This is a genomic window from Curtobacterium sp. PhB190 (assembly GCF_004365385.1).
Classification (GTDB): Bacteria; Actinomycetota; Actinomycetes; order Actinomycetales; family Microbacteriaceae; genus Curtobacterium.
This window is the reverse complement of the sequence record NZ_SODN01000002.1, coordinates 36,709-58,855: the sequence shown is the minus strand read 5'-3', so window position 1 is coordinate 58,855 and position 22,147 is coordinate 36,709. Positions and strand designations below refer to the sequence as shown.

At 70.7% G+C, this 22,147-nt stretch carries 27 protein-coding genes; 16 read left to right on the top strand and 11 right to left on the bottom strand.

All coding sequences use genetic code 11. The features are described 5' to 3' along the window. Positions 1 to 182: 182 nt before the first annotated feature. The 3 genes from EDF47_RS03000 (at position 183) to EDF47_RS02990 (ending at position 3,099) form a co-directional block, all read left to right on the top strand. Entirely contained in the window at positions 183 to 1,706 is a 1,524-nt protein-coding gene (locus EDF47_RS03000; RefSeq protein ID WP_132100038.1) for an MFS transporter, read from the top strand. Positions 1,707 to 1,930: 224 nt separating this feature from the next. After that, positions 1,931 to 2,440: a flavin reductase family protein gene (locus EDF47_RS02995; protein WP_111084301.1), complete on the top strand. Its 510-nt coding sequence runs from the start codon at positions 1,931 to 1,933 to the stop codon at positions 2,438 to 2,440. Between the two features lie 44 nt (positions 2,441 to 2,484). After that, positions 2,485 to 3,099, top strand: a complete 615-nt coding sequence (locus EDF47_RS02990) for a superoxide dismutase (protein ID WP_111084300.1) — start codon at positions 2,485 to 2,487, stop codon at positions 3,097 to 3,099. 84 nt (positions 3,100 to 3,183) lie between these two features. Here the strand turns inward: EDF47_RS02990 and EDF47_RS02985 are convergent, their stop codons facing one another. Next, positions 3,184 to 3,759 (bottom strand): hypothetical protein, encoded by a 576-nt coding sequence (locus tag EDF47_RS02985; protein WP_132100039.1) that lies wholly within the window; start codon positions 3,757 to 3,759, stop codon positions 3,184 to 3,186. Between the two features lie 154 nt (positions 3,760 to 3,913). Here EDF47_RS02985 and EDF47_RS02980 point away from each other — a divergent pair, with 154 nt between their 5' ends. Next, the gene (locus tag EDF47_RS02980) at positions 3,914 to 4,885 is read left to right on the top strand and encodes a PfkB family carbohydrate kinase (RefSeq protein ID WP_165901360.1); all 972 of its coding nucleotides are present in this window, start codon (positions 3,914 to 3,916) and stop codon (positions 4,883 to 4,885) included. 63 nt (positions 4,886 to 4,948) lie between these two features. Here EDF47_RS02980 and EDF47_RS02975 read toward each other — a convergent pair whose 3' ends face one another. The 5 genes from EDF47_RS02975 to upp form a co-directional block, all read right to left on the bottom strand. After that, positions 4,949 to 6,406, bottom strand: coding sequence for a serine hydrolase domain-containing protein (locus EDF47_RS02975; RefSeq protein WP_132100041.1), 1,458 nt, complete (start codon positions 6,404 to 6,406; stop codon positions 4,949 to 4,951). Beyond that, positions 6,403 to 7,752 carry a deoxyribodipyrimidine photo-lyase gene (locus tag EDF47_RS02970; RefSeq protein ID WP_131879322.1) on the bottom strand — a complete coding sequence of 450 codons (1,350 nt, stop codon included), beginning with the start codon at positions 7,750 to 7,752 and terminating at the stop codon, positions 6,403 to 6,405. Before EDF47_RS02970 ends, EDF47_RS02975 begins: the two co-directional genes overlap by 4 nt. Then, positions 7,749 to 8,261 (bottom strand): MarR family winged helix-turn-helix transcriptional regulator, encoded by a 513-nt coding sequence (locus EDF47_RS02965; protein ID WP_123338832.1) that lies wholly within the window; start codon positions 8,259 to 8,261, stop codon positions 7,749 to 7,751. The genes EDF47_RS02970 and EDF47_RS02965 overlap by 4 nt, the downstream gene beginning before the upstream one ends. Positions 8,262 to 8,539: 278 nt before the next feature. Further along, positions 8,540 to 9,310: a winged helix-turn-helix domain-containing protein gene (locus EDF47_RS02960; protein ID WP_123292081.1), complete on the bottom strand. Its 771-nt coding sequence runs from the start codon at positions 9,308 to 9,310 to the stop codon at positions 8,540 to 8,542. A gap of 497 nt (positions 9,311 to 9,807) precedes the next feature. Continuing rightward, positions 9,808 to 10,443: a uracil phosphoribosyltransferase gene (gene upp, locus EDF47_RS02955; RefSeq protein ID WP_111084293.1), complete on the bottom strand. Its 636-nt coding sequence runs from the start codon at positions 10,441 to 10,443 to the stop codon at positions 9,808 to 9,810. A 76-nt stretch (positions 10,444 to 10,519) separates the two neighbouring features. On the opposite strand from upp, the gene EDF47_RS02950 reads away from it, so the two are divergent. Then, entirely contained in the window at positions 10,520 to 10,954 is a 435-nt protein-coding gene (locus EDF47_RS02950; RefSeq protein ID WP_123938773.1) for a nucleoside deaminase, read from the top strand. On the opposite strand, the gene EDF47_RS02945 is transcribed toward EDF47_RS02950, so the two are convergent. Then, complete coding sequence (locus EDF47_RS02945; protein ID WP_123292082.1) at positions 10,935 to 11,891, bottom strand: cation diffusion facilitator family transporter; 957 nt, start codon at positions 11,889 to 11,891, stop codon at positions 10,935 to 10,937. The genes EDF47_RS02950 and EDF47_RS02945 overlap by 20 nt on opposite strands. A gap of 64 nt (positions 11,892 to 11,955) precedes the next feature. On the opposite strand from EDF47_RS02945, the gene proC reads away from it, so the two are divergent. Further along, positions 11,956 to 12,786: a pyrroline-5-carboxylate reductase gene (proC, locus tag EDF47_RS02940; RefSeq protein WP_123292083.1), complete on the top strand. Its 831-nt coding sequence runs from the start codon at positions 11,956 to 11,958 to the stop codon at positions 12,784 to 12,786. Positions 12,787 to 12,798: 12 nt separating this feature from the next. On the opposite strand, the gene EDF47_RS02935 is transcribed toward proC, so the two are convergent. After that, positions 12,799 to 13,464, bottom strand: a complete 666-nt coding sequence (locus EDF47_RS02935) for a TrkA family potassium uptake protein (protein ID WP_111084290.1) — start codon at positions 13,462 to 13,464, stop codon at positions 12,799 to 12,801. A gap of 22 nt (positions 13,465 to 13,486) precedes the next feature. Further along, positions 13,487 to 14,920, bottom strand: coding sequence for a potassium transporter TrkG (locus EDF47_RS02930; RefSeq protein ID WP_123938603.1), 1,434 nt, complete (start codon positions 14,918 to 14,920; stop codon positions 13,487 to 13,489). Between the two features lie 74 nt (positions 14,921 to 14,994). Here EDF47_RS02930 and EDF47_RS02925 point away from each other — a divergent pair, with 74 nt between their 5' ends. The 5 genes from EDF47_RS02925 to EDF47_RS02905 all read left to right on the top strand — a co-directional run bounded on the left by EDF47_RS02925 (position 14,995) and on the right by EDF47_RS02905 (position 16,661). After that, on the top strand, positions 14,995 to 15,510 hold the full coding sequence (locus EDF47_RS02925) for a metalloregulator ArsR/SmtB family transcription factor (RefSeq protein WP_123292085.1): 516 nt from the start codon (positions 14,995 to 14,997) through the stop codon (positions 15,508 to 15,510). 100 nt (positions 15,511 to 15,610) lie between these two features. After that, positions 15,611 to 15,805 (top strand): helix-turn-helix domain-containing protein, encoded by a 195-nt coding sequence (locus EDF47_RS02920; RefSeq protein WP_022902482.1) that lies wholly within the window; start codon positions 15,611 to 15,613, stop codon positions 15,803 to 15,805. Positions 15,806 to 15,933: 128 nt separating this feature from the next. Beyond that, on the top strand, positions 15,934 to 16,032 hold the full coding sequence (locus EDF47_RS02915) for an AURKAIP1/COX24 domain-containing protein (protein WP_003792170.1): 99 nt from the start codon (positions 15,934 to 15,936) through the stop codon (positions 16,030 to 16,032). 84 nt (positions 16,033 to 16,116) lie between these two features. Continuing rightward, entirely contained in the window at positions 16,117 to 16,371 is a 255-nt protein-coding gene (locus EDF47_RS02910; RefSeq protein WP_123338836.1) for a glutaredoxin family protein, read from the top strand. Then, positions 16,368 to 16,661, top strand: a complete 294-nt coding sequence (locus tag EDF47_RS02905; RefSeq protein WP_123292087.1) for a Dabb family protein — start codon at positions 16,368 to 16,370, stop codon at positions 16,659 to 16,661. The genes EDF47_RS02910 and EDF47_RS02905 overlap by 4 nt, the downstream gene beginning before the upstream one ends. A gap of 160 nt (positions 16,662 to 16,821) precedes the next feature. Here the strand turns inward: EDF47_RS02905 and aspS are convergent, their stop codons facing one another. After that, positions 16,822 to 18,162, bottom strand: a complete 1,341-nt coding sequence (gene aspS / locus EDF47_RS02900; RefSeq protein WP_132100042.1) for an aspartate--tRNA(Asn) ligase — start codon at positions 18,160 to 18,162, stop codon at positions 16,822 to 16,824. Between the two features lie 141 nt (positions 18,163 to 18,303). Here aspS and EDF47_RS02895 point away from each other — a divergent pair, with 141 nt between their 5' ends. Beyond that, the gene (locus tag EDF47_RS02895) at positions 18,304 to 18,690 is read left to right on the top strand and encodes a hypothetical protein (protein ID WP_132100043.1); all 387 of its coding nucleotides are present in this window, start codon (positions 18,304 to 18,306) and stop codon (positions 18,688 to 18,690) included. Then, a complete protein-coding gene (locus tag EDF47_RS02890; RefSeq protein ID WP_132100044.1) occupies positions 18,680 to 18,883 on the top strand; it encodes a hypothetical protein in 204 nt (67 codons plus the stop codon). The genes EDF47_RS02895 and EDF47_RS02890 overlap by 11 nt, the downstream gene beginning before the upstream one ends. Here the strand turns inward: EDF47_RS02890 and EDF47_RS02885 are convergent. After that, positions 18,860 to 19,234, bottom strand: coding sequence for a MerR family transcriptional regulator (locus tag EDF47_RS02885; protein ID WP_111084475.1), 375 nt, complete (start codon positions 19,232 to 19,234; stop codon positions 18,860 to 18,862). The two genes, EDF47_RS02890 and EDF47_RS02885, sit on opposite strands and share 24 nt — an antisense overlap. 69 nt (positions 19,235 to 19,303) lie before the next feature. Between EDF47_RS02885 and EDF47_RS02880 the strand changes: the two genes are divergently transcribed. From EDF47_RS02880 to EDF47_RS02870, 3 genes are all read left to right on the top strand, one after another. Continuing rightward, positions 19,304 to 20,794 carry a SulP family inorganic anion transporter gene (locus EDF47_RS02880; RefSeq protein WP_132100045.1) on the top strand — a complete coding sequence of 497 codons (1,491 nt, stop codon included), beginning with the start codon at positions 19,304 to 19,306 and terminating at the stop codon, positions 20,792 to 20,794. Positions 20,795 to 20,862: 68 nt separating this feature from the next. After that, the gene (locus EDF47_RS02875) at positions 20,863 to 21,519 is read left to right on the top strand and encodes a histidine phosphatase family protein (protein WP_123292091.1); all 657 of its coding nucleotides are present in this window, start codon (positions 20,863 to 20,865) and stop codon (positions 21,517 to 21,519) included. Next, positions 21,516 to 22,136 (top strand): TlpA disulfide reductase family protein, encoded by a 621-nt coding sequence (locus EDF47_RS02870; RefSeq protein WP_123339052.1) that lies wholly within the window; start codon positions 21,516 to 21,518, stop codon positions 22,134 to 22,136. Before EDF47_RS02875 ends, EDF47_RS02870 begins: the two co-directional genes overlap by 4 nt. Positions 22,137 to 22,147 lie beyond the last annotated feature (11 nt).

Sequence of the window (22,147 nt, the reverse complement as noted above, 5' to 3'; positions counted from 1 at the left end):
GCCCGTGGCGCGCCCGCCACGGGCCTCCCGTCCGCTTGATGGTTGCATTTGCAACCATCACCGTCCAGACGGTACACTGACGGAGTCCTGACGGGGCGCGTGTCCATCCCGCGTCCCGTCTCGTCTGCCCCACGCACCGCCCGCCGTCGACCAGGTCCGGCTCGAAGTCCCAGGAGTCCGCCGTGTCCGCACTGCTCACCAGCCCCATCGCCACCCGCGTCACCGGCAGCCGCGCCCGACGGTTCCTCGCGCTCGCCGTGCTGATGCTGCCGGTCCTGCTCATCTCGGTGGACAACACCGTGCTGAGCTTCGCGCTGCCGTCGATCAGTCGTGCGCTCAACCCGGACGCCACCACGCAGCTCTGGATCGTCGACGCGTACCCGCTCGTCCTGGCCGGGCTGCTCGTCGTGATGGGCAGCATCGGTGACCGCATCGGCCGCCGTCGGATCCTGGTGATCGGGGCCACCGGCTTCGCGCTGTTCTCCGTCGCCGCGGCCTTCGCGACCGACGCCTGGATGCTCGTCGCCGCACGGATCGCGATGGGGGTGTTCGGGGCGATGCTCATGCCCGCGACGCTCTCGATCATCCGCAACGTCTTCGTCGACGCGGGGGAGCGGCGGATGGCGCTGGCCGTCTGGTCGACCATGTTCGCGGCCGGCAACGCCCTCGGTCCGCTCGTCGGTGGCACGCTGCTCGCGCACTTCCACTGGGGCAGCGTCTTCCTGGTCGCGGTGCCGATCCTCGTGCTCATGCTCGTCGGCGTCCCGTTCTGCGTGCCGGAGTCGCGCGACCCGATGCCCGGGCCGGTCGACGTGCCGAGCATGTTCCTGTCCCTCGGTGCGCTGGCGCCGATCGCCTGGGCGATCAAGTCGTTCGTGCACCCGGAGGAGCGCGGGTTCGCCGTCGCGATGCTCGCCGTCGGCGTCGTGTGCGGTATCGCGTTCGTCCGCCGACAGCTGCGGTCCCGTACGCCGATGCTCGACCTGCGCCTGTTCCGCAGCACGGCGTTCACCGGCAGCGTGCTCATGAACCTGATGGCGATGTTCTCGCTGACCGGCTTCCTGTTCTTCATCGCGCAGCACCTGCAGCTCGTGGCGGGGCTCGACCCGTTCGCCTCCGGCGTCGTGCTGATCCCCGGATCGGTGCTCACGATCGTCGCCGGCCTCGCGGTGGTGCCGGTCGTCGCACGGGTCGCACCGCGCTGGGTCGTGTCGGTGTCCCTGCTGTTCTCGGCCGCGGCGTACGCCCTCGTGGCGGTCCTCGGACACCACGCGTCGATCGCGGCACTGGCGTTCGCGTTCGTGCTGCTCGGCATCGGGATCGGCGCGTCCGAGACCGTCACGAACGACCTCATCATCTCGACCGCTCCGGCGGACAAGGCCGGTGCGGCGTCCGCGATGTCCGAGACGGCGTACGAGATCGGTGCGGTCCTCGGCACGGCCGTCCTCGGCACGATCCTGGCGAGCACCTACCGGGCGCACGTCGTGGTGCCGGGCGGCCTGAGCTCGACGGCGCACACCGCTGCCCAGGAGACGCTCGGCGGTGCGGTGTCCGCCGCGTCGTCCCTCGGCGGCGGCGCCGGCCAGGCGCTCCTCGAGTCGGCGCGGGCGGCGTTCGACTCCGGCGTGACGATCACGGCCGGCGTCGCCGCGGTGCTCATGGTGATCGCTGCCGCGGGTGCCGTCGTCATGCTCAAGCGTCGCTGACGCGCGCCGCTTCGTGAGCCGCTGACGCGCGCCGCTTCGTGAGCGGAAATGGTCGGGTTGCGCCACGCGACCCGACCATTTCTGCTCACGAAGTCATCGCCACGGCGCGCCCGGGAGCCGTCGAACCTGTGAATCGTTGACCTCAACCATGGTTCAGGTCATACGTTGGGACATGCCCGCCCAGTGACGGCACACCCCCGCGCGAAGGAACGACGACGAACACCATGCCCGACGAAGCCCCGGCGAACATCGCCGAAGCGTACAAGTCCGCGTTCCGCGGGCACCCGGCCGGCGTCGCCGTCATCACCGCCGAGGGGCCGGACGGTCCGACCGGACTCACCGCCTCGAGCGTCGCGAGCGTGGCTGTGGACCCGCCGGTCCTCGTCTTCTCGCTGTCCACGAACTCCGGGTCCGCCGGGGTCGTGCTCGGCGCTCCGGTCTTCGTCGTGCACCTGGTCGACTCGCTCAGCGTGGCGCTCGCCCGGCGGTTCGCCTCGACCGGCAGCCCGACCGCTGACGACCCGATCTGGGGCACCCTGCCCTCGGGTGACCGCTACCTGCCCAGTGCCGCGAGCGCGCTGCGGTGCCGCCCGCTCTCCACGACCCCGATCGGCAGCTCGACCGTCGTCGTCGCCGAGGTCCTCGACATCGTCGTCGGCCTCGAGCACGGCGAGCCGCTGGTCTACCACAACCGGGAATTCCACTCCCTCACCGATCGTTCCCGGCTCTCGTGAGCCGCGGAATCCCATCCGCAACCCACTGATCGAAAGGACCTCACATGGCTGAGTACACCCTGCCGGAGCTGCCGTACGACTACGCCGCACTCGAGCCGCACATCAGCGGCAAGATCATGCAGCTGCACCACGACAAGCACCACCAGGCCTACGTGACCGGAGCGAACACCGCGCTGCAGCAGCTCGGTGAAGCGCGCGAGTCGGGCAACTTCGGTGCGATCAACAAGCTCGAGAAGGACCTGGCGTTCCACCTCGGTGGCCACGTCAACCACTCGATCTTCTGGACCAACCTCGGCCCGGACACGAAGGTCCCCGAGGGTGAGCTCGCCGCGGCGATCGACGAGTTCTTCGGCTCGTTCGACACCTTCAAGGCGCAGTTCGCCGCCGTCGCGAACGGCATCCAGGGCTCCGGCTGGGCCGTCCTGGCCTGGGACACCGTCGGCCAGAAGCTGACCACGTTCCAGCTGTTCGACCAGCAGGCCAACGTGCCGTTCGGCCTCGTGCCGATCTTCCTGCTCGACATGTGGGAGCACGCCTTCTACCTCGACTACCTCAACGTCAAGGCGGACTACGTGAAGGCCGTCTGGAACATCGTCGACTGGGAGAACGTCGCGGCGCGCTTCGCCAACGCGAAGTCGCAGTCGTTCGTGACGCTCTGATCCACCGATCGCGGGTCGCGTGACGCGACCGACGGACGAACGGGAGGCACGGTGCCAGCTGGCACCGTGCCTCCCGTTCGTGCATCACGCCGCGGTGACTGCCGCGCCGGCGGCGAGCCGGTCGGCGATCGCCCGGAGCGCGGCGTCGGTGTCGGCGCGCTCGCGGTCGACGATCGCGGTCCACTGGGCACCGCGGGCAGTCGTCACGGCGTCGCGTGCGACGCGCTCGGCGGCCTCGGCGTCGTAGCCGTGTGCGAGGCACCACGCGGCGACCGCTGCCACGTGGTCCCGGTGCAGACCGCGTTGCTGGACCCGGCCGTCCATCGCCTCGACGGACCCGAGCTCGAAGGTGAGCCGGGCCGCGAGTGCTCGGTGCGGGTCGTCGAGGCGACCGAAGCTGGTCACCAAGTAGTCAGCGAGGGCGGAGCGGTCTGCAGCGGGATCGAGCGCAGCGTGGCAGACCGTGTCCGCCAGGTGCACGACGACCGAGTCGATGAGGGCGTCGCGGGAGCCGAAGTGGTAGACGATCGGGTACGCACTGGTGCCCAGGATGCGCCCGAGGCTGCGGACCGAGACGTCCTCGAGCTTGGTGTCCAGCAGGTGCAGGGTGACCTTCTCGAGGATCGCCGGCTTGAGCGTCGGGTCGGGCTTCCGGGGCATGGCATCTCCGTCGGATCGTCGGCGGCGGGCACAGGACCCGCCACATGGTGGCATTGCGTATGTTACCGGTCGGGCAGTGCGATTGGCCACCACGACGAGGGTCCGTGCGGTCCCGAAAACGGAGCTTTACTCGGTTCCCCGTACACTGGGGCAGATGTCCATGCCGCAAGAGGCCTCCGTGCCCGTGTCGCAGCCCGAGGGGACCCGTGCCGGACGGGTGGTCGCGGGCCGCCGTCGTGGCGCCGGAAAACGGTTCCTGGTCATCGGCGACGTCCTGGACGGGGTGCTCGTGCAGACGACCGCGCACACCATCGGGGTGCACGACCCCGCCGCCGTGATCCGCCACCGACCGACGGGTGCCGCCGGCAACACCGCCGCCTGGCTCGGCTGGCTCGGTGCCGAGGTGGACCTCGTCGCGCGGGTCGGCGTCGACGACGTCTACCGGCACGAGCGCTCGTTGGAGGACGCCGGTGTCCGCCCGCACCTGCGCTACGACGCGATGACCTCCACCGGGGTCGTGGTGTCCGTGCGCAACGACAGCGGCCGCACGGCGATGTCCGACCCGGCCGCGAGCGGGAAGCTCACGGCTGCCGACGTCCCCGAGGCCGTGGCCCGACGCGCGGACATCGTGCACCTGACCGGGCACGCGATGCTCGGTGGTGGCGCCGACCGCATCGCGTCCCTGGTCGCCCGCGCCCGGACGGGATCTGCCCGGGTGTCGCTCGACCCGTCCTCGGCAGCGATCGTCCGGTCGGTCGGTGCCCCCGCCTTCCTCGAGGCCCTCGTCGGCGTCGACGTCCTCTTCCCCGGCCGGCAGGAGGCCCTCGAACTGACCGGGACGACCGACCTCGACGACGCGGTGCGGCGACTCACCGAGCACGTGCCGCTCGTGGTGGTCACGGTGGGCGCCGACGGCGTGCTGGTGGGGCGACGCGGACGGAGCGTGCACCGCGTCCCCGCGACGCCGGCCACGGTCGTCGACACGGTCGGCGCCGGTGACGCGTTCGCCGCGGGCTTCGTGCGTGCCTGGGCGACCGATCCCGTGCGCGTCGGAGCGGCTGCACGTGAGGGCACCCGCGTCGCGGCCCGAGCACTCGGGTTCGTGGGTGGTCGTCCACCGGTGTGACGGGCAGTCGCCAGACCGGCACCGACACGGACTTGGCCGGCCCGTCGCGTGGGGTCCGGTGTGTCAGTGCTCGGCGGGCTCCGCCACGACGGTGAGGGTCTGGACCCGTCCTGCCGCGCCAGGGGCGAGCCGGATCTCGACGCGCAACCGCCCGCAGGTGCCGGGCAGCCACCACCGCAGGTGCGACGGCGTCGACGACTGCTCCGCGACGGGAGCGGCGGTCAGGTCGGCACCCACCTCGGCCACCGCCGCCGCGATCGCCCGCCGGCGTCGGTCGTAGGGGACGTCCATCGCCACGTTCGGCGTGCAGACCACGTCCGCTCCGTCGTCCTGCCAGTCGGCCAGGAGGCCCGTCACGGCAACCTGCGCGGCTCGCGTCGCCCGGATGGTCGGCTCGGCGCCGGGGCGGCGCACCGGTCCGGTCGTCGTGTCGCCGTGCCCGTCGGACGCCGCCGGACGCGTTGCGTCCAGGAGCAGGTCGTGTGCCTGCTGGGCAGCGGTGGAGACCTTCGCCTGCGTGGCGTTCTCGAACGCGACGACACCGAGACCCGTCTGCGCGGACCAGCGCATGTGTGCCGAGAACCCCGGGTAGCCGCCGGAGTGCGAGACGAGTTCGCCGAACCGGTCGTCCTGTTCGACGAACAGTCCGAAGCCGTAGGCCGTGGCGCGTGACGAGCCGGGGACGACGGACGACGGCACGACCCGCATCGCCTGCTGCATGAGCCGGCGGTCGGCGGGGGAGACCGGGCCGGGTTCCGGAGCATCGGAGGACGCCGACCCGAGGTGCGTGGCCCACCGTGCGAGGTCGCGGACGGTGGAGAACAGTCCGCCGATCGACGAGAACGCACCCGGGCCGGTCATCGGCAGGGGCTCCCAGTCGCCGTCGTGCGGGCGGAACCCGGTGACGACCGGTCCCTGCGCCTCGGCCGCGCTGAACACCGTGTGGTCGAGACCGAGCGGTCGGAGCACGGTGTCATGTGCTGCCTGGGTGAACGGACGGCCGGTGACGACGGCGACGACCCGACCGAGCAGCGCGTAGCCGAGGTTCGAGTACGCGAACCGGGTGCCGGGCACGGAGTCGAACAGCAGACCGCCGCGCAGGACGTCGTCGAGCTCGGCGTCGCTGATCGACTCCTGCCGGTCCGCCCAGGGGTCGTCGGTGGGGAAGCCGGCCGACATGGTCAGCAGCATCCGCACGGTCGGCACGGGGGAGTCCGGTGTGGGCAGGGGCACCGCGCCGAACGCCGGGACGAACGCGGTGATCGGCGCGTCGAGGTCCAGTCGGCCGTCGGACACCAGCGTCAGCAGCGTCGCCGCGGTGACGCTCTTCGTGCACGATGCGATCCGGTAGACGGTGTCGGCGTCCGGCCGCTGCCCGTCGCCGCGGTCGCCGTGGCCCCCGGAAGTGACGAGACCCGTCCGGTCGAACACACCCCACGCACTGCTCGGCGCGACGCCACGGTCGACACGGTCACAGAAGAGCGCGTCGACCTGCGCGACGGCGGTGTCCCACGGGCTCATGACCGACGCATCTCGGCGTACGCGTCGAGCGCGCGCTGCCGGGTCGCCTTGAGGTCGACCATCGGCTCGGGCCGGAGCTCCTCCGACGGCACCCACCGGTGCACGTACTCGCGGTGCGGGTCGAAGCGCTCGAGCTGCCGGTCGGGGTTGAACACCCGGAAGTACGGCGCCGCGTCGAAGCCCGACCCGGCGACCCACTGCCAGTTCGCGGCGTTGTTGGCGGAGTCGGCGTCGACGAGGGTGTCCCAGAACCACTGCTCGCCCACCCGCCAGTCGACGAGCAGGTTCTTGACGAGGAAGCTCGCGGTCGCCAACCGGACACGGTTGTGCATGGCGCCGGAGTGCCACAGCTCGCGCATACCGGCGTCGACGAGGTCGAACCCGGTCGTCCCGGTGCGCCACCGGTCGACCTCGGCATCGGGGGCGTCCCGCCACGGGAACGCGTCGAACTCACGACGCACGTTCACCGTCGTGATGTCCTCGCAGTGGAAGTACTCGTTCCAGTTGAACTCGCGCCAGGCCAGCTGTCGCAGGAAGGCGGAGGCGTTCTGGCGCTGCTCGGGCTCGAGCGCTCCGTGCAGCCGGTGCCACACCTGGTACGGGCTGACCTCGCCCCAGCGCAGGTGCGGGGACAGGTCGCTCGTGGCGGCCATGGCGGGTTCGTCGCGCTGGTCGTAGTCCTCGAGCGCATGGGTGACGAAGTGCTCGAGCCGCTGGTGTGCGCCGTGCTCGCCGGGCTCCCAGGCATCGCGGAGTCCGCCGGCCCAGTCGGGGCGGGTCGGCAGGAGGTCCCACTGGCTCAGGTCGTCGCTCGCGACGCGGGCAGGGGCGGGCAGGTCGCGGGGCTTCGGGAGCGGGTGCCGTGGTTCCGGCATCGCCTGGGCAGCGCGCCAGAACGGGGTGAACACCTTGTACGGCTCGCCCTGTCCGGTGCGGACGGTCCACGGTTCCCAGAGCAGGCTCGCCGCGAAGCTGTGCGCCTCGATGCCGCGGTCGTGCAGGGCGCTCTTGATGCCGGCGTCGACCTCGCGCTCGGCCGGACCGTACCGACGGTTCCAGAACACGGCGTCGGCACCGGTGTCGGCGACGAGGGTGTCGATCACCGCGGCGGCCGCACCCCGTCGCAGCACCAGCCGCGAGTCACGGTCACGCAGTTCGCCGTCCAGCGCGGTGAGCGAGTGGTGGAGCCACCAACGGCTCGCCGCGCCCGCGGGACGGATGCCGGGGGATTCGTCGTCGAGGACGTAGACCACCGTGACGTCGCCGCCGTGGTCGATCGCGGCACGAAGTGCGGGGTTGTCGGCCAGCCGCAGGTCGTCGCGGAGCCAGACCAGTGCGCCGGTCACACCGCTGCCGGGTCCGACTCGGAGACCGACCGCGCGACGGCCCGTCGGCCCGGGGCGGTGCCGACCGCGAGGCGCAGCTTCGTGCAGAGCTCGGTGAGCGTGCGGAGTTCGGCGTCGGACAGTCCGGCGCCGACCTGCTGCGCGATGCTCGCCGCGTGCTGCACGGCCACCTGGCGGTAGACGTCGAACCCGTGCGGGGTGAGGGCCACGATGACGCCGCGGGCATCGGACGGATCCGGCTGCTTCTCGACGATCCCGCGGGCGAGCAGGCGATCGACCAGACGGCTCACGCTCGGCTGGGTGAGGAGCAGGTGGCCGGTGAGGTCACGCATGCGGCAGCGTCGACCGGGCTGCGTCGACAGGTTGAAGCAGACGTCGTACTCGTTGAAGGAGATCTCGCCGCCGGGGAAGTCCGCGTTGAGGCTCCGCATCACGGTGACCTGGGCGCGGAACAGTGATTCCCAGGCAGCGACGGCGGTCGCCTTCTCGCTGCGGCGTGACTCGCTCACGATGGCGCTCCCCTCTGGTCGGACGGTCCGTCCACACTACCGACGGCCCCCGACAGGCGCGGGTTCGACATGCATGCGCTCCGACATGCACGAGGGCCGGCCGCTCTTCCGAGCGACCGGCCCTCTCCCTTGCACCAAGAGTTTCCTGCAATCACATTCCGCAGGCGGTGCCACAGCAAACACCGTCTGCACCACCGACTGTATAACGAAGCGGTAACGGCGCGCTAGCCTCCCCGTGCGTCGTTCGCTGCGAGTTCACCAAGAGCGACCGATCAGGATCAGAAGAGGTCGGGCGACGGCGTCGAGGCGTAGCGCACGGCCACGTCGGCGTGCCGGTCGAACCGGTAGCCCACGCCGCGGACGGTGCGGACGATCTCCTCGAACGCGCCGAGCTTGGAGCGGAGACGACGCACGTGCACGTCGATGGTGCGCTCGTTCGGGGTCTCGTCCTCGCCGTCCGACCACAGGCCGTCGATGATGGCCGAGCGGTCCACCGTCTGGCCCTCGCGCAGCACCAGGAACTGCAGGAGTTCGAACTCCTTGTAGGTCAGGGGTGCTGCGTCGCCGTCGAGCGTGACGCGCTTGCGGGAGATGTCGATGACGACCCCGGTCTCCTCCGGCTCGGGCTTCTCGGCCTGCTTGCGGGCGGCGACCGCGGACCGGTCCTGCAGGGCCAGTCGGACGACGTCGACGTCACGGCCACCGGACTGCTCCGCGGCGACGGCGACGGCCGCGTAGGTCTCCGAGTTCGGCACCAGCTGCGCGGTCAGTGCCTTCAGCTGCTCGACGACGGCTGCGAGCGTCGTGCCGGCCGCTGCCGCCTTCGCCTCGTCGATCCCGACGTAGAGCGCGAAGCCACGGGCCTCGGTGCCCTCGGGCAGGGAGCGGTTGCGCTGCGGTGCGACGACCGGGCTGGTCGGCACGCTCGTCTGTCCGGTCGTGGCCGGTGTCGCGGGACGCGGACGGATCGGGGTGACCGTCCCGAGGTCGGTCGGCGCCGGAGCGGCGGTGCGGAGCGCGGTGCGGGGCTGGGCGATGGTGAGCGACATGGTGGTTCTCCGGGCGATGTGGCCGGTGCGCGTGTGGCGCTGGCGGCGGTGTCGAATGCGTCGACCCGGGTACGGCTGGATGCCGATGTGCCCTGCGGTCCTGCTGCGGACCGGGGCGGACCCGGGGGAACGGGAGACAGACCTCGTGACGTGGTGCGCGTCGCCGACGGTGTCCGTCACCCGGGGATCACACGCTCGCGACCGGGGTGGTGTCGCGGGGGATCCGGCTGGAACGGGTGCCGATCAGGCACACATTCGACAACGCATGACGGCGACCGGCATCATCATGCCGGCAGTCCCCTGGACCTCGGAGAGGACGCGGGTGGACACGGTTGCAGTCATGGGACGAGTATCGGCGGTATACCAAGGTGGTGTCAACCGTCCGAGCAGACGGTGCGTTCCGCGCACCGGTGGCGGTGGACCGGGCTGACGGACGACGGGAGGCCCGTGGCGGTGTCGCCACGGGCCTCCCGTCGATCGTCGGTGACGTCGACTGCCTACTCGGCCAGACCGTAGAGGCGGTCGCCGGCGTCGCCGAGACCGGGGACGATGTACCCGTTCTCGTCGAGCTTCTCGTCGAGGGCACCGAGGACGATCGAGACGTTGCGGTCGCCGACGGCCTCTTCGACCATGGCGAGCCCCTCCGGCGCACCGAGGATGCACACGCAGGTGATCTCCTCGGCACCGCGTGCGAACAGGAAGTCGATGGCAGCGGCGAGGGTCCCGCCGGTGGCCAGCATCGGGTCGAGCACGAAGCACTGACGGCCGGACAGGTCGTCGGGCAGGCGCTCGGCGTAGGTCTGCGGCTCGAGCGTCTCCTCGTTGCGGGCCATGCCGAGGAACCCGACCTCGGCCGTCGGCACGAGCTTGACCATGCCCTCGAGCATGCCGAGGCCGGCACGCAGGATCGGGACGACGAGCGGACGCGGCTTGGCGATCGAGACGCCCATGGTGTGCGCCACGGGGGTGTCGATCGGCGTCGCGGTGACTCGGACGTTCCGCGTGGCCTCGTACGCGAGGAGCGTGACGAGCTCTTCGGTCAGGGCGCGGAACGTGGGGGAGGGTGTGGTCCGGTCGCGGAGCACCGAGAGCTTGTGGGTGATGAGCGGGTGGTCGGCGACGTGGACTCGCATAGGGTCGAGCCTACCGTGCTGCCGACCACCTGGAGGTCCCGTGGAAGCGCCCGCTGCCCGTCCGTTCGTCCCGGCGATGGAGCGCGCGCTCGACGAGGCCCGGGCCTGCCTGGCGACCGGCGACGTGCCCGTGGGCGCGGTGGTGCTCGACCGCGACGGCGTCGTCGTCGCCGTCGGCCGGAACGAGCGCGAGGCGCTGCAGGACCCGACCGCCCACGCCGAGGTGCTCGCGCTCCGCGCGGCCGCCGCGGTCACGGGGGACTGGCACCTCGACGAGCACACGCTCGTCGTGACCCTCGAGCCGTGCCCGATGTGCGCCGGGGCGATCCTGGCCGCGCGTGTGCCGCGCGTCGTGTTCGGCGCCTGGGACCCGAAGGCGGGCGCGACCGGCAGCGTCTACGACATCGCCAGGGACCGTCGGCTGCCGCATCGTTCCGAGGTCGTCGGCGGCGTGCTCGAACGCGAGTGCGCCGCGCTGCTCGACGCGTTCTTCAGTCAGCGGCGAGGATGACGATCGCCTCGGTCGGCGGGCGCGGACCGGTGCGGAGCACGTCGGGCTCGACGTAGATGACCCGGGCGATCGGCACCGCGGAGCGCACCCGCTGCTCGACCGTGTCGATGCCCGCGGCGACGTCCCCCAGGCGGCGGTCGCCGTCGACGGCGACCTTCACGCCGACCATCAGCTCGTCCGGGCCCAGGTACAGGGTCTTGATGTGGATGATCGAGTCGACCTCCGGGCCGTCGAGCACCGCGTGCTTGATCCGCTCGACGTCGGCGGCGGTCGCGCCTTCCCCGACGAGGAGGCTCTTCGTCTCGATGCCCAGGACGACCGCGACGGCGATGAGCAGGGCGGCGATGAAGATCGTGCCGATCGCGTCGAAGACGCCGTTGCCGGTGATCGCGGTCAGCCCGACGCCGAAGAGTGCGAACACCAGGCCGAGCAGTGCCGCGGTGTCCTCGAGCATGACGACGGGCAGCTCCGGGGCCTTGGCGCGGCGGACGAACTGGACCCAGCTGAGCGTGCCCTTCTGCGGCCGGGCCTCCTTCAGCGCGGTGCGGAGCGAGAAGCCCTCGAGCCCGATCGCGATGACGAGCACGACGAGCGGCAGCCACCAGTTCTCGAGCGGGTGCGGGTGGGCGAGCTTCTCGATGCCCTCGTAGAGCGAGAAGACGCCGCCGACGGAGAACAGGATGATCGAGACGACGAAGGCGTAGACGTAGCGCTCGCGGCCGTAGCCGAACGGGTGCTCCTCGTCGGCGGCGCGGCGCGCCCGGCGACCACCGAGCAGCAGGAGGAGCTGGTTCGCGGAGTCGGCCAGGGAGTGCACGCCCTCGGCCAGCATCGACGCGGACCCGCTGATCGCCGCCGCGACGAACTTCACGATCGCGATGCCGACGTTCGCACCGAGTGCGGCGAGGATCGCCTTCGTGCCTCCTGAAGCGCTCACAGCTGTCCCCTTCTCCCGATCTGGAAGACGATCCTAGGCGAGGCCGGTCGGTAGGGTCGGGAGCATGACGATCGACCTGCCCCGTACCGCCCTGCTCGGCGTCGGCTCCATGTCCGGCTCGGTCCTCGACGGCCTGCTCGCCGCCGGACTCGACCCGGCGACCGTGACCCTCACGACGAAGTCCGAGGCGTCGGCGGCCGCCCACCGGGAGCGCGGGCTCGACGCCACCGCGAGCGACACCGACCCCGACGCGAACCGCTCGGCCGTCCGTGGCGCGGCACTCGTCGTCGTCGGTGTGAAGCCGTACGTGATCGCGGACCTGCTCGACGAGGTCGCCGCCGACCTGGAGCCCGGTGCGGTGCTGGTCAGCGTGGCGGTCGGCACCACCACCGCGAGCATGGAGGCGCGGGTGCCGGCCGGGGTCCGCGTCGTCCGAGCGCTGCCGAACACGCCGATCGGCGTCGGCCACGGCGTCACCGGGATCAGCGCCGGGGCATCGGCGGACGCCGAGGCCGTCGCGCTCGCGTCGTCGGTGTTCACGGCGTCAGGACGGGTGCTCGAGGTGCCCGAGGCGCAGCTCGACGCCCTGTCGGCGGTGTCCGGCTCGGGCCCGGCCTACGTCTTCCTGCTCGTCGAGGAGTGGCAGCGTGCCGCGGAGGCGCTGGGCTTCGCCCCCGAGCAGGCGGCCGCGATGGTGCAGGGCACGCTCCGGGGTGCCGTCGAGCTGCTCGACCGGTCGGATCGCGGACCCGCAGACCTGCGGCGTGCCGTCACGAGCCCGAAGGGCACCACCGAGCGGGCCGTCGCGGTGCTGCAGGACGCCGACCTGGCCGACACGTTCCTGCGCGCGTCGCGCGCGGCGATCGCTCGCGCGGAGGAGATCGCGGCGTCGTAGCCGCGGTCGGGACTACTCGTAGGCGGCGAAGCGCTCCAGGTCCGTCTCGGACCCCGAGACGATGATCACGTCGTTCTCGCCGATGATGCTCTCCGGCGTCGCAGGCACGAACGGGCTGCCCGGCGGCTTGATGCCGAGCACCGTCAGGCCGAACCGCGTGCGGATCACCGTGGTCGCGAGGTCCTTGCCGCGCACCGCCCGCGGCGGGAACATCTTCACCACCGCGAAGTCGTCGTCGAACTCGATGAAGTCGAGCATGCGCCCGGACACCAGGTGCGCCGTGCGCTCGCCGGCCTCGCGCTCCGGGTAGACGACGTGGTTCGCGCCGATGCGGGACAGGATCGTGCCGTGCGACCGGCTGATGGCCTTCGCCCAGATCTGTGGGATACCGAGGTCGACCAGGTTCGCGGTGATCAGCACGCTCGACTCCAGGTCGCTGCCCGTGCCGACGACCGCGATCGCGAAGTCCTGCGCACCGATCTGGCGCAGGGCGTCGATGTCCGTCGCATCGGCCTGCACGGCGTGCGTGACCCGGTCCGACCACTTCTGCACCAGGCCCGGGTCGGTGTCGACGACCAGCACCTCGCGGTCCTGCCGTTCGAGCTGACCGGCGGTGGCGGCGCCGAACCGGCCGAGGCCGATGACGAGCACGGGTGCGTCGTGACTGATCGCACCCATCGGGTGCGGGGGACGGGTTCGGTCAGCCAACGATCGGCCTCTCCTCGGGACGGCGGAACAGTTGCCGGCTCTGACTCGCGGCCAGGGCTGCGGCGATGGTCACTGTACCGACCCGGCCGAGGAACATGGTGGCGGCCAGGACGTACTTGCCGGACTCGGGCAGGTTCGCGGAGACACCCGAGGACAGCCCACTGGTGGAGAACGCCGAGATCACCTCGAACAGGACACGGTCGAGCGAATCGTCCGTGATCTGCAGGAGCACCACGGTCGCGACGGCCACGATCGTCGCCCCCCAGAGCACGATGGCGACCGCGACCCGCAGCACGTCGCTCGGGATGCGGCGGCCGAACGCCTCCATGCTCTGCCGCCCCCGGGCCTCGGCGACCGCGGCGAGGAACAGCACGGCGAGCGTCGTGACCTTGATGCCGCCGGCGGTCGAGGCCGACCCGCCGCCGATGAACATGAGCATGTCGGTGACGAGCAGGCTCGAGCCGTTCAGCTGGTCGAAGTCGACGAGCGAGAAGCCACCGGACCGCGTCATCGTCGACAGGAAGAGGGCCTGGAACGCGGTCCGGCCGGCCCCTTCCTCGCCGAAGGTCGTCGGGTTCGACGCCTCGAGCGCGGTGTAGACGATCGCACCGCCGATGAGCAGGACGGCGCTCGTGGCCAGCGTGAGCTTGACGTGGATGGGCCAGCGGCGCGGCGTGCGGAGCTGCTTCGTCAGGGTGCGGATGACCGGGAAGCCGATCGACCCCGCGACGACACCGATCATCAGGAGCGTCAGGAACCAGTAGTCGTGGGCGAACGGGTCGAGGCCGTCCGCGTTCGGTGAGAAGCCGGTGTTCGTGAACGCCATGGCGGCGTAGTAGAAGGAGTCACCGACCGCGGTCCAGAACGGGATGCCGGCGATCAGCACGGACGGCAGCAGCAGCAAGCCGAGGACGATCTCGATCGACAGGGTGCTCACCGCGACCGTGGCGAGCAGGGTGCCGACCTCGCCGAGGCGGACGGCCTGCCCCTCGGGGACCGCCCCGTGGTGGGTGCGGAGCGGGTTCGAGTCGCCGGCGGCCATCAGCTTCGCGCGGAGCCCGAGCTTGCGGGTCACGAAGAGCCCGAGGATCGACGCGAAGGTCAGGACGCCCACCGCACCGATCTGCGTCCCGATCACCACGAGGACCTTGCCGAACACCGACCAGTGCGTGGCCATGTCGACGGTCGCGAGGCCCGTGACGCAGACCACCGACGCCGCCGTGAACAGCGCGTCGGAGAAGTGCGTGCCGGTCCCGTCGGCTGCCGCCCACGGGGTCATGAACAGCGATGTGAACACGAAGATGAGGGCGACGAACACCAGGATCGCCAGACGTGACGGCGACGAGCGCAGGACCGTCGCGATCCGTCCGCCGCGTCGTCGGGTGACGGTCACGTGCCGCGGGAGCGGCTCGGTACGGTCGAGCATCGTATGCCTCCGAGGACATGGGCCGGGACGGTTCGTCATGGTACATCCGTGGTGCCCCGGCTAGCCTTGCCCGCATGGCCGACATCTTCTCCGTCGTGGCGGACCCCACGAGGCGCGAGCTGCTCGGGACCCTCCTCGCCGCGTACGGATCGGACGTCACCGGCGGGGAACTCAGCGTCGGGCAACTGGTCGAACGACTGGGCGTCAGCCAGCCGACGGTGTCGAAGCACCTCCGGGTCCTGCGCGACATCGGACTCGTCACCAGCCGTGAAGAAGGGCAGCACCGCTTCTACCGGCTCGACCCGGAACCGCTCGTGTCGCTGGAGGACTGGGTCTTGCCGTTCACCGGCGCGGTCGACGCCGACGGCATGCCCGCGACCACGGCCTGGACCCCCGACGGTCAGCCCGTGTCCGTCCGCCGGAACGGTGCTGCCGGCAAGACCACCGTCGAGGTCGGGACCGAGCTCGGGCGTGTCATGGCCGAGGCGTCCTACCGGGCCACCGCGGCGATCTCCGGTGCGCAGCAGGGCTGGGAGCGTGTCGTCGACCGCAGCCGCAAGCGCTTCACTCGCCGCGGCGACGAAGACTGAGCCTGGACACTGGGTCGCACGCGCCTCTACAGTTGCCAGTGACCACACAGGTCACACCAAACCCGTGCGCGGATCGCGTGCGAGCCACCGAAGGCGGATCATGACCGGCAGTTTCGACGACGTGCGCTTCCTCACCGTCGCTGAGGTCGCCGAGATGATGCGTGTCTCGAAGATGACCGTGTACCGCATGGTCCACGCCGGTGAGCTCCCCGCCATCCGTTTCGGCCGGTCCTTCCGTGTCCCCGAGTCAGCCGTCGCCGACGTGCTGCGCGGCGGCATCGCAGACGTCGGCTGAGCGCACACCCGTCCGTTCCGGGCGCGTTCGACATCGCGTCAGCCCTCCGGTAGACTCGGCCGGGTTGATTTTCCGCGGTCTCGACGGCCCGGTGTCCGATACATCAGCACAGTCCGAGCGAGGTCCACATGGGTTCTGTCATCAAGAAGCGTCGCAAGCGCATGGCGAAGAAGAAGCACCGCAAGCTGCTTCGCAAGACGCGCCACCAGCGTCGCAACAAGAAGTAGGCCCCGAGCCTGCAGCGTCAAGCCCCGGTTCGCCGGGGCTTTCGCATTCCCCAGGGGACGCGGACCGCGGGCTACGCTGGAGCCATGCCCGCAGTGACGTTCCTGACGAAGCCCGGATGCCACCTCTGCGACGACGCACGGCCCGTGGTCGAACGCGTCGTCGCCGAACACCCCGGCGTGACCCTGCAGGAACGCTCGATCCTCGACGACGACGCCCTTCGCCAGGAGTACGCGGAGGACATCCCCGTCGTGCTGGTCGACGGGCGCGTCCACAGCAACTGGCACGTCGACGCCGACCGGCTCGCACGTGCCCTCGAGAAGGCCGGTTCCCCCGCATGATCTCCCACGTCGTCGCCTGGACCCTGCGCGAAGACCTCGACCGCGCCGCGACCATCGCCCGGATCCGCGAACTCCTGACCGGCCTGACCGGCACCATCGGGTCGATCCGTTCGCTCGAGGTCGTCGAGAACGTCGCTTACCCGGAGAAGAACAGCGACGTCGCCGTCGTCGCGTCGTTCGACGACCTCGCCGGACTCGACGAGTACCAGGTGCACCCGGACCACCAGGCTGCCGCAGCCGAGATCCGTGGACTGGTCACGGGGCGGGCTGCCATCGACTGGCAGAGCTGAGCCGGGCCTCCCGTCCCGCCCCCGGCGCTGCGTGCGCTGCGGCGCTTCGTGAGCAGAAATGGTCGCCTCCCGCATCGGGAGGCGACCATTCCTGTTCACCATGTGCGCTCGCGCGGGGCGCCGCGCGACGTGCGCTCGCGCGGGGCGCCGCGCGACGTGACTACGGCGTCAGGCGCGTCGGTCCACGGAAGAGGTACGTGACCTCACGGATGGACGGCTCACCCAACATGAGCATGAGCACGCGCGCAAGGCCCATGCCGAACCCACCGTGCGGCGGCACGCCGTAGCGGAAGAAGTCGAGGTACCAGCCGAGCTCCTCGGGGTCGAGGCCCTTCTCGACGGCCTGCGCCTCGAGCACGTCGACGCGGTGCTCGCGCTGTGCGCCCGTGGAGATCTCCGCGCCGTTGAAGATGAGGTCGTAGCTGTTCGTGAGCGAGGGGTCGCCCGGCTTGCGCATGTGGTAGTACGGCCGGATCGAGGCGTCGTACTCGGTGACGAACACGAACTCCGAACCGTGGTGCTCCTTCGCCCAGGCGGCGACGCGGCGCTCACCCTCGGGGTCCAGGTCGCCGTCGGCGCGGACGACGTCGTGGCCGCTGTCGGCCACGATCTTCCGGGCCTCGGCCAGGGTCACGCGGGGGAACGGCGTCGCGGGGACCTGCAGCTCGAAGCCGAAGACCTCCTCGATGTCCTTGCCGTGCTTCTCCTTGACCGCGGTGATGCCGGCGACCAGGACTTCTTCGTGCATCGCCATGACGTCTTCGTGGGACTCGATCCACGAGAACTCGGCGTCGACGCTCGTGAACTCGGTCGCGTGGCGGCTCGTGAAGGAGGGGTCCGCGCGGAACGCGTCGGCGATCTCGAACACGGCGCCGAAGCCGGCCGGCTGGGCCATCTGCTTGAAGTTCTGCGGCGACTGCGCCAGGTAGGCGGTCGTCTCGAAGTACTCGAGCTGGAAGAGCTCGGCGCGCGACTCGGACGCCGACGCCATCAGCTTCGGGGTGTGGATCTCGATGTAGTCGCGGTCCACCCAGTAGGTGCGGAACGCGTGCTCCAGGGTCGTCTGGATGCGGAAGATGAGGTTCTGCTTGCGGTTGCGCAGATCGAGGAAGCGCCAGTCGAGCCGCTTGTCGAGCGACGAGTCGTCGGCGATCGGGGTCTCCGGGATCGCGGCGCTCACCACCTCGAGCGTGCCGACCTTGACCTCGAGCCCGCCGAGCTTGACGCGCTCGTCGTGCTTCAGGGTGCCGGTGGCGTGGATGAAGGTGCCGTGGGCGAGGGCCGAGATCTCGGTGGTGGTGGCGAGCGCGGCCTGGGCGGCGTCGTCACCGTCCTCGGCCTCGCGCGTGGCGGGGTTCACGAGCTGGACGGCGCCGGATTCGTCGCGGAGGACGACGAACTGCACCTTCTTCTGGTCTCGGACGGTCTCGACCCATCCGGCCACGGAGACGGGGCCGTCGGGGAGGGCAGCGAGGTCGGCGATGCGGGTGCGTTCGATCACGGTGGTCGAGTCTAACCGTCTGCGTCCGGCGGCGTCGGTCCGCAGGGTGTTCCCCTCCACAGGGCGGCTCGCTTCCGGCGTCGTCCACAGGTCTGACCGGGAGGCCCGTGGGGCGTCGCGTGGGTCCGTAGCGTTCTCGACGTGGCCGGGTCGCGAGACGAGAGGGGGGACCGGGTGGGGACGGGGACGGGGGAGCTCGCGACCTGGCCGCCTGCGGCGATCGCGACGATCGTCGCGTCGTTGTTGGCGCTCGGAGGCACCACGACGGCAACGGTCTGGTCGTTCATGCGGTGGCGGCGAGAGCACCGTGCGATCGAGCGAGCGTACGTCTGGCAACAGGTTGTCTGGGCAGCGGAGATGGTGTCGTCCGACGACGTCGGCAAGGCCGAGATCGGACGGATGGTCGCGGGCGCGATGTACGACATGCAGATTCATGGACGGGTCGACGATCCAGGTGTGAGTGTCCTGGTACGAACACTCGGAGAAGAGGAACGCGATGCAACGCATGTTCATGCACATGACCGGTGAGGAACGCCGGCGTGCGCAGGTCCGGCTCAACCAGGTCATCCTCGACGCGTACCCGAAGCGGAAGGCGCGGAAGATGATCGCCATGTTCGAGCGGGTGGAGGCACGTCTGGAGTACTCCCCGGAAGAAGCAGCCGAGGCTGAGCGGCGATGGCTCGCGCGGTACGAGCGCTCAGGGAAGCGAAGCGCGGAGTGACCCCAGGGTGCCGATGAACTCCTCGGCCATGCCGGCGCGCTCGACGAGCTTGGCGTGCCGGGCCCGGGCATCGTCGAGGTACTCGTCGAGGCGTGCAGCCAGCGCGGGCTCGTCGTCGGGGTCCTTCGCCGCCAGCGCATCGACGACCCGCAGCAGGTCCGCCATCTCGTCGAGCGTGAACCCGAGTGGCTTCATGCGGCGGATCACGAGCAGCCGGTCCAGGTCCTGCGCGGTGTAGACCCGGAACCCGCCCGTGGTGCGGCCGCTCGGCACGAGCAGCCCGACCTCGTCGTAGTGGCGGATCGTCCGCAGGGACATGCCGGCACGGTCCGCCAGCTCGCCGATGTGCATCGTGTCCGGGGTGTCGGTGGTGCTCACGGTGCACAACTCTACCCTCACGTGAGGGTAGAGTTCCGATCGATGTCCGTGATCACACACGCGCCGGCGGCCCCGAGCGTCCTCACCGCCCTCCGCTCACCCCGCATGCTCACCCGCGAGGTCCTCGCCGGTGTCGTCACCGCGCTCGCGCTCATCCCCGAGGCGATCTCGTTCTCCGTCGTCGCCGGGGTCGACCCCGCGGTGGGCCTGTTCTCGAGCGTCATCATCGCGGTCGTCATCTCGATCGTCGGCGGCCGTCCGGCGATGGTGTCCGCCGCGGCCGGTTCGGTGGCCCTGGTCATCGCGCCGCTCGTCCGCGAACACGGCATCGAGTACCTCGTGCCCGCGATCGTCCTCGGCGGCGTGTTCCAGCTCGTGCTCGGGTTCCTCGGGGTCGCGCGCCTGATGCGCTTCATCCCGCGCAGCGTCAACGTGGCGTTCGTCAACGCGTTGGCCATCCTCATCTTCACCGCGCAGCTGCCCAACCTGCTCGGCCCCGACGTCCCGTTCGTCGTCTGGCCGCTCACCGCCCTCGGCATCGCGATCATCGTCGGCTTCCCGTTCCTGACCAAGGCGGTGCCCGCGCCGCTCATCGCGGTCGTCGTGATCACCGGCATCACGATGCTCTTCAGCGTCGTCGTCCCCACGGTCGGCGACGAGGGCGAACTGCCCACCGCACTACCCGGGTTCAACGGCATCGTCACCCCGTTCTCCTTCGAGACGCTGCAGATCATCGCGCCGTACGCGTTCGGCGTCGCGATCGTCGGCCTCATCGAGACCCTGTTGACCGCGCAGCTCGTCGACTCCATCACCGAGACCGGCTCGAGCAAGTGGCGGGAGTCCTGGGGGCAGGGCGTCGCCAACATCGCGTCGGCGTTCTTCGGCGGGACGGGTGGTTGCGCGATGATCGGCCAGACGGTCATCAACGTGAAGACCGCGGGCGCACGGACCCGGATCTCGACCTTCGTCGCCGGTGCTTCCGTACTCGTCCTGACGATCGTGCTGCACGACCTCGTGGCCGAGATCCCGATGGCCGCGCTGACCGCCGTGATGCTCATGGTGTGCGTGGCGACCTTCGACTGGCACAGCATCCGTCCGCGCACCCTGCGGCGGATGCCCCTCGGGGAGACCGCCGTCATGCTCATCACCGTCGTGGTGGTCGTCGTGACCGAGAACCTCGCGACCGGCGTGCTCGTCGGGGTCGTCGTCGCAGCACTGGTCTTCGCTCGCCGGGCGGCCCACGTCGTCACCGTCGTCCGCGAGCCGGTCGACGAGCACACCGTGCGGTACCGGGTGCGCGGCGCCCTGTTCTTCGCGTCGTCGAACGACGTCGTCACGCGGTTCTCCTACGCCGAGGACCCGGAGCACGTGGTCATCGACCTGTCCGACGCGCACGTCTTCGACGCCTCGACGGTCGCGGCACTGGACGGCGTCGAGCAGCGGTTCGCCAAGCACGGGTCCACGGTCGAGGTCGTGGGCCTCAACACCGGGTCGGTGGCCATCCACGGGCGGTTGTCGGGCGAGCTCGGCTGAGCGCTTCCGCATCCGGTGAATCGGCTGTGGGGCCGGTGAGCACCGGTGGGCGACCTACACTGGAACCCATGCCCGCCACCCGACTCCACCTCGTCCGGCACGGTGAGGTGCACAACCCCGACCGCGTCCTGTACGGGCGGCTCCCGGGCTTCGGACTGAGCGACCTCGGCAAGCAGATGGCCCTCGCCTCGGCGACCGCGTGGAAGGACGCCGGTGTCGACGTGCGCCGGATCGTCGCCTCGCCGCTGCAGCGCACGCAGGAGTCCGCGGCGCCGTGGTCGGCTGCGTACGGGCTCGACGTCACGCTGGACGAGCGCCTGATCGAGCCGACGAACCGGTACGAGGGGCAGCCCCCGGGCTTCACGAAGCGTTCGCTCGGCCGTCCGGCGGAGTGGCCCTGGATCGCGAACCCGTTCCGGCCGAGCTGGGGCGAGGCGTACGAGTCGATCGCGAACCGCATGCTCGCCGCGATGACCACGGCGTGGGAGAGCGTGGACGGCGGCGACGTCGTCCTGGTCAGCCACCAGCTGCCGATCTGGACGGTCCACCGGAAGCTCGCGGGGGAGTCGCTCTGGCACGACCCACGCAAGCGCCGCTGCGACCTGTCGAGCATCACGACCGTCGAACGGGTGCCCGCCACGTCGACCGGTCGGTTCACCGAGGTCGGGTACACGGATCCCGCGCAGGAGCTGCGCGCGACCGCCATCGACGAAGGAGCAGTGTGAGCGTCATCAGCAAGCGGTTCGCGGTCCTCGCAGCGACGGCGGTCGCCGCGGCGCTCGTCCTGTCCGGGTGCTCGTCGGACAACGGTGGCCTCGCCAAGCAGTACGGCAACGGCACCACCCAGAACTACATCTCCGGCGACGGCGCGGTGACCGAGGTCACCGCCGACAAGCGGTCCGACGCGGTCGACTTCGAGGCGAAGGACTCCGACGGCGACACCGTCTCGTCGAAGGACCTCAAGGGCAAGGTCGTCGTCCTGAACTTCTGGTACGCGAGCTGCCCGCCGTGCCGCGCCGAGGCGAAGTACCTCAACGAGGTGCACGAGTCCTACGCCGGTGCCGACGACGTCGCGTTCATCGGCGTCAACGTCCGCGACGAGGCAGCGACCGCAGCCGCCTTCGAGCGCACCTTCGGCGTCGACTACCCGACGGTCCTCGACCAGAAGACCGGCACGATGCAGCTCGCCCTGTCCGGTCAGATCGCCCCGAACGCCGTGCCGGCCACGATCGTCCTCGACACCAAGGGCCGCGTGGCTGCCCGGGTGCTCGGCGCCGTCGACGGCACGAGCATCCTGAAGACCCTGATCAGCGACGAAGTCGACGCCGGCAAGGCCTCCTGACCCGTGGCCTC

Bases quoted from the DNA above. Each gene is read 5' to 3' on its own strand.
- EDF47_RS02995 (WP_111084301.1), top strand. From the start codon at position 1,931: ATGCCCGACGAAGCCCCGGCGAACATCGCCGAAGCGTACAAGTCCGCG.
- EDF47_RS02990 (WP_111084300.1), top strand. From the start codon at position 2,485: ATGGCTGAGTACACCCTGCCGGAGCTGCCGTACGACTACGCCGCACTC.
- EDF47_RS02985 (WP_132100039.1), bottom strand. From the start codon at position 3,759: ATGCCCCGGAAGCCCGACCCGACGCTCAAGCCGGCGATCCTCGAGAAG.
- EDF47_RS02980 (WP_165901360.1), top strand. From the start codon at position 3,914: ATGTCCATGCCGCAAGAGGCCTCCGTGCCCGTGTCGCAGCCCGAGGGG.
- EDF47_RS02975 (WP_132100041.1), bottom strand. From the start codon at position 6,406: ATGAGCCCGTGGGACACCGCCGTCGCGCAGGTCGACGCGCTCTTCTGT.
- EDF47_RS02960 (WP_123292081.1), bottom strand. From the start codon at position 9,310: ATGTCGCTCACCATCGCCCAGCCCCGCACCGCGCTCCGCACCGCCGCT.
- upp (WP_111084293.1), bottom strand. From the start codon at position 10,443: ATGCGAGTCCACGTCGCCGACCACCCGCTCATCACCCACAAGCTCTCG.
- EDF47_RS02950 (WP_123938773.1), top strand. From the start codon at position 10,520: ATGGAGCGCGCGCTCGACGAGGCCCGGGCCTGCCTGGCGACCGGCGAC.
- proC (WP_123292083.1), top strand. From the start codon at position 11,956: ATGACGATCGACCTGCCCCGTACCGCCCTGCTCGGCGTCGGCTCCATG.
- EDF47_RS02935 (WP_111084290.1), bottom strand. From the start codon at position 13,464: ATGGGTGCGATCAGTCACGACGCACCCGTGCTCGTCATCGGCCTCGGC.
- EDF47_RS02930 (WP_123938603.1), bottom strand. From the start codon at position 14,920: ATGCTCGACCGTACCGAGCCGCTCCCGCGGCACGTGACCGTCACCCGA.
- EDF47_RS02925 (WP_123292085.1), top strand. From the start codon at position 14,995: ATGGCCGACATCTTCTCCGTCGTGGCGGACCCCACGAGGCGCGAGCTG.
- EDF47_RS02920 (WP_022902482.1), top strand. From the start codon at position 15,611: ATGACCGGCAGTTTCGACGACGTGCGCTTCCTCACCGTCGCTGAGGTC.
- EDF47_RS02915 (WP_003792170.1), top strand. From the start codon at position 15,934: ATGGGTTCTGTCATCAAGAAGCGTCGCAAGCGCATGGCGAAGAAGAAG.
- EDF47_RS02910 (WP_123338836.1), top strand. From the start codon at position 16,117: ATGCCCGCAGTGACGTTCCTGACGAAGCCCGGATGCCACCTCTGCGAC.
- EDF47_RS02905 (WP_123292087.1), top strand. From the start codon at position 16,368: ATGATCTCCCACGTCGTCGCCTGGACCCTGCGCGAAGACCTCGACCGC.
- EDF47_RS02890 (WP_132100044.1), top strand. From the start codon at position 18,680: ATGACCGGTGAGGAACGCCGGCGTGCGCAGGTCCGGCTCAACCAGGTC.
- EDF47_RS02885 (WP_111084475.1), bottom strand. From the start codon at position 19,234: ATGCACATCGGCGAGCTGGCGGACCGTGCCGGCATGTCCCTGCGGACG.
- EDF47_RS02880 (WP_132100045.1), top strand. From the start codon at position 19,304: ATGTCCGTGATCACACACGCGCCGGCGGCCCCGAGCGTCCTCACCGCC.
- EDF47_RS02875 (WP_123292091.1), top strand. From the start codon at position 20,863: ATGCCCGCCACCCGACTCCACCTCGTCCGGCACGGTGAGGTGCACAAC.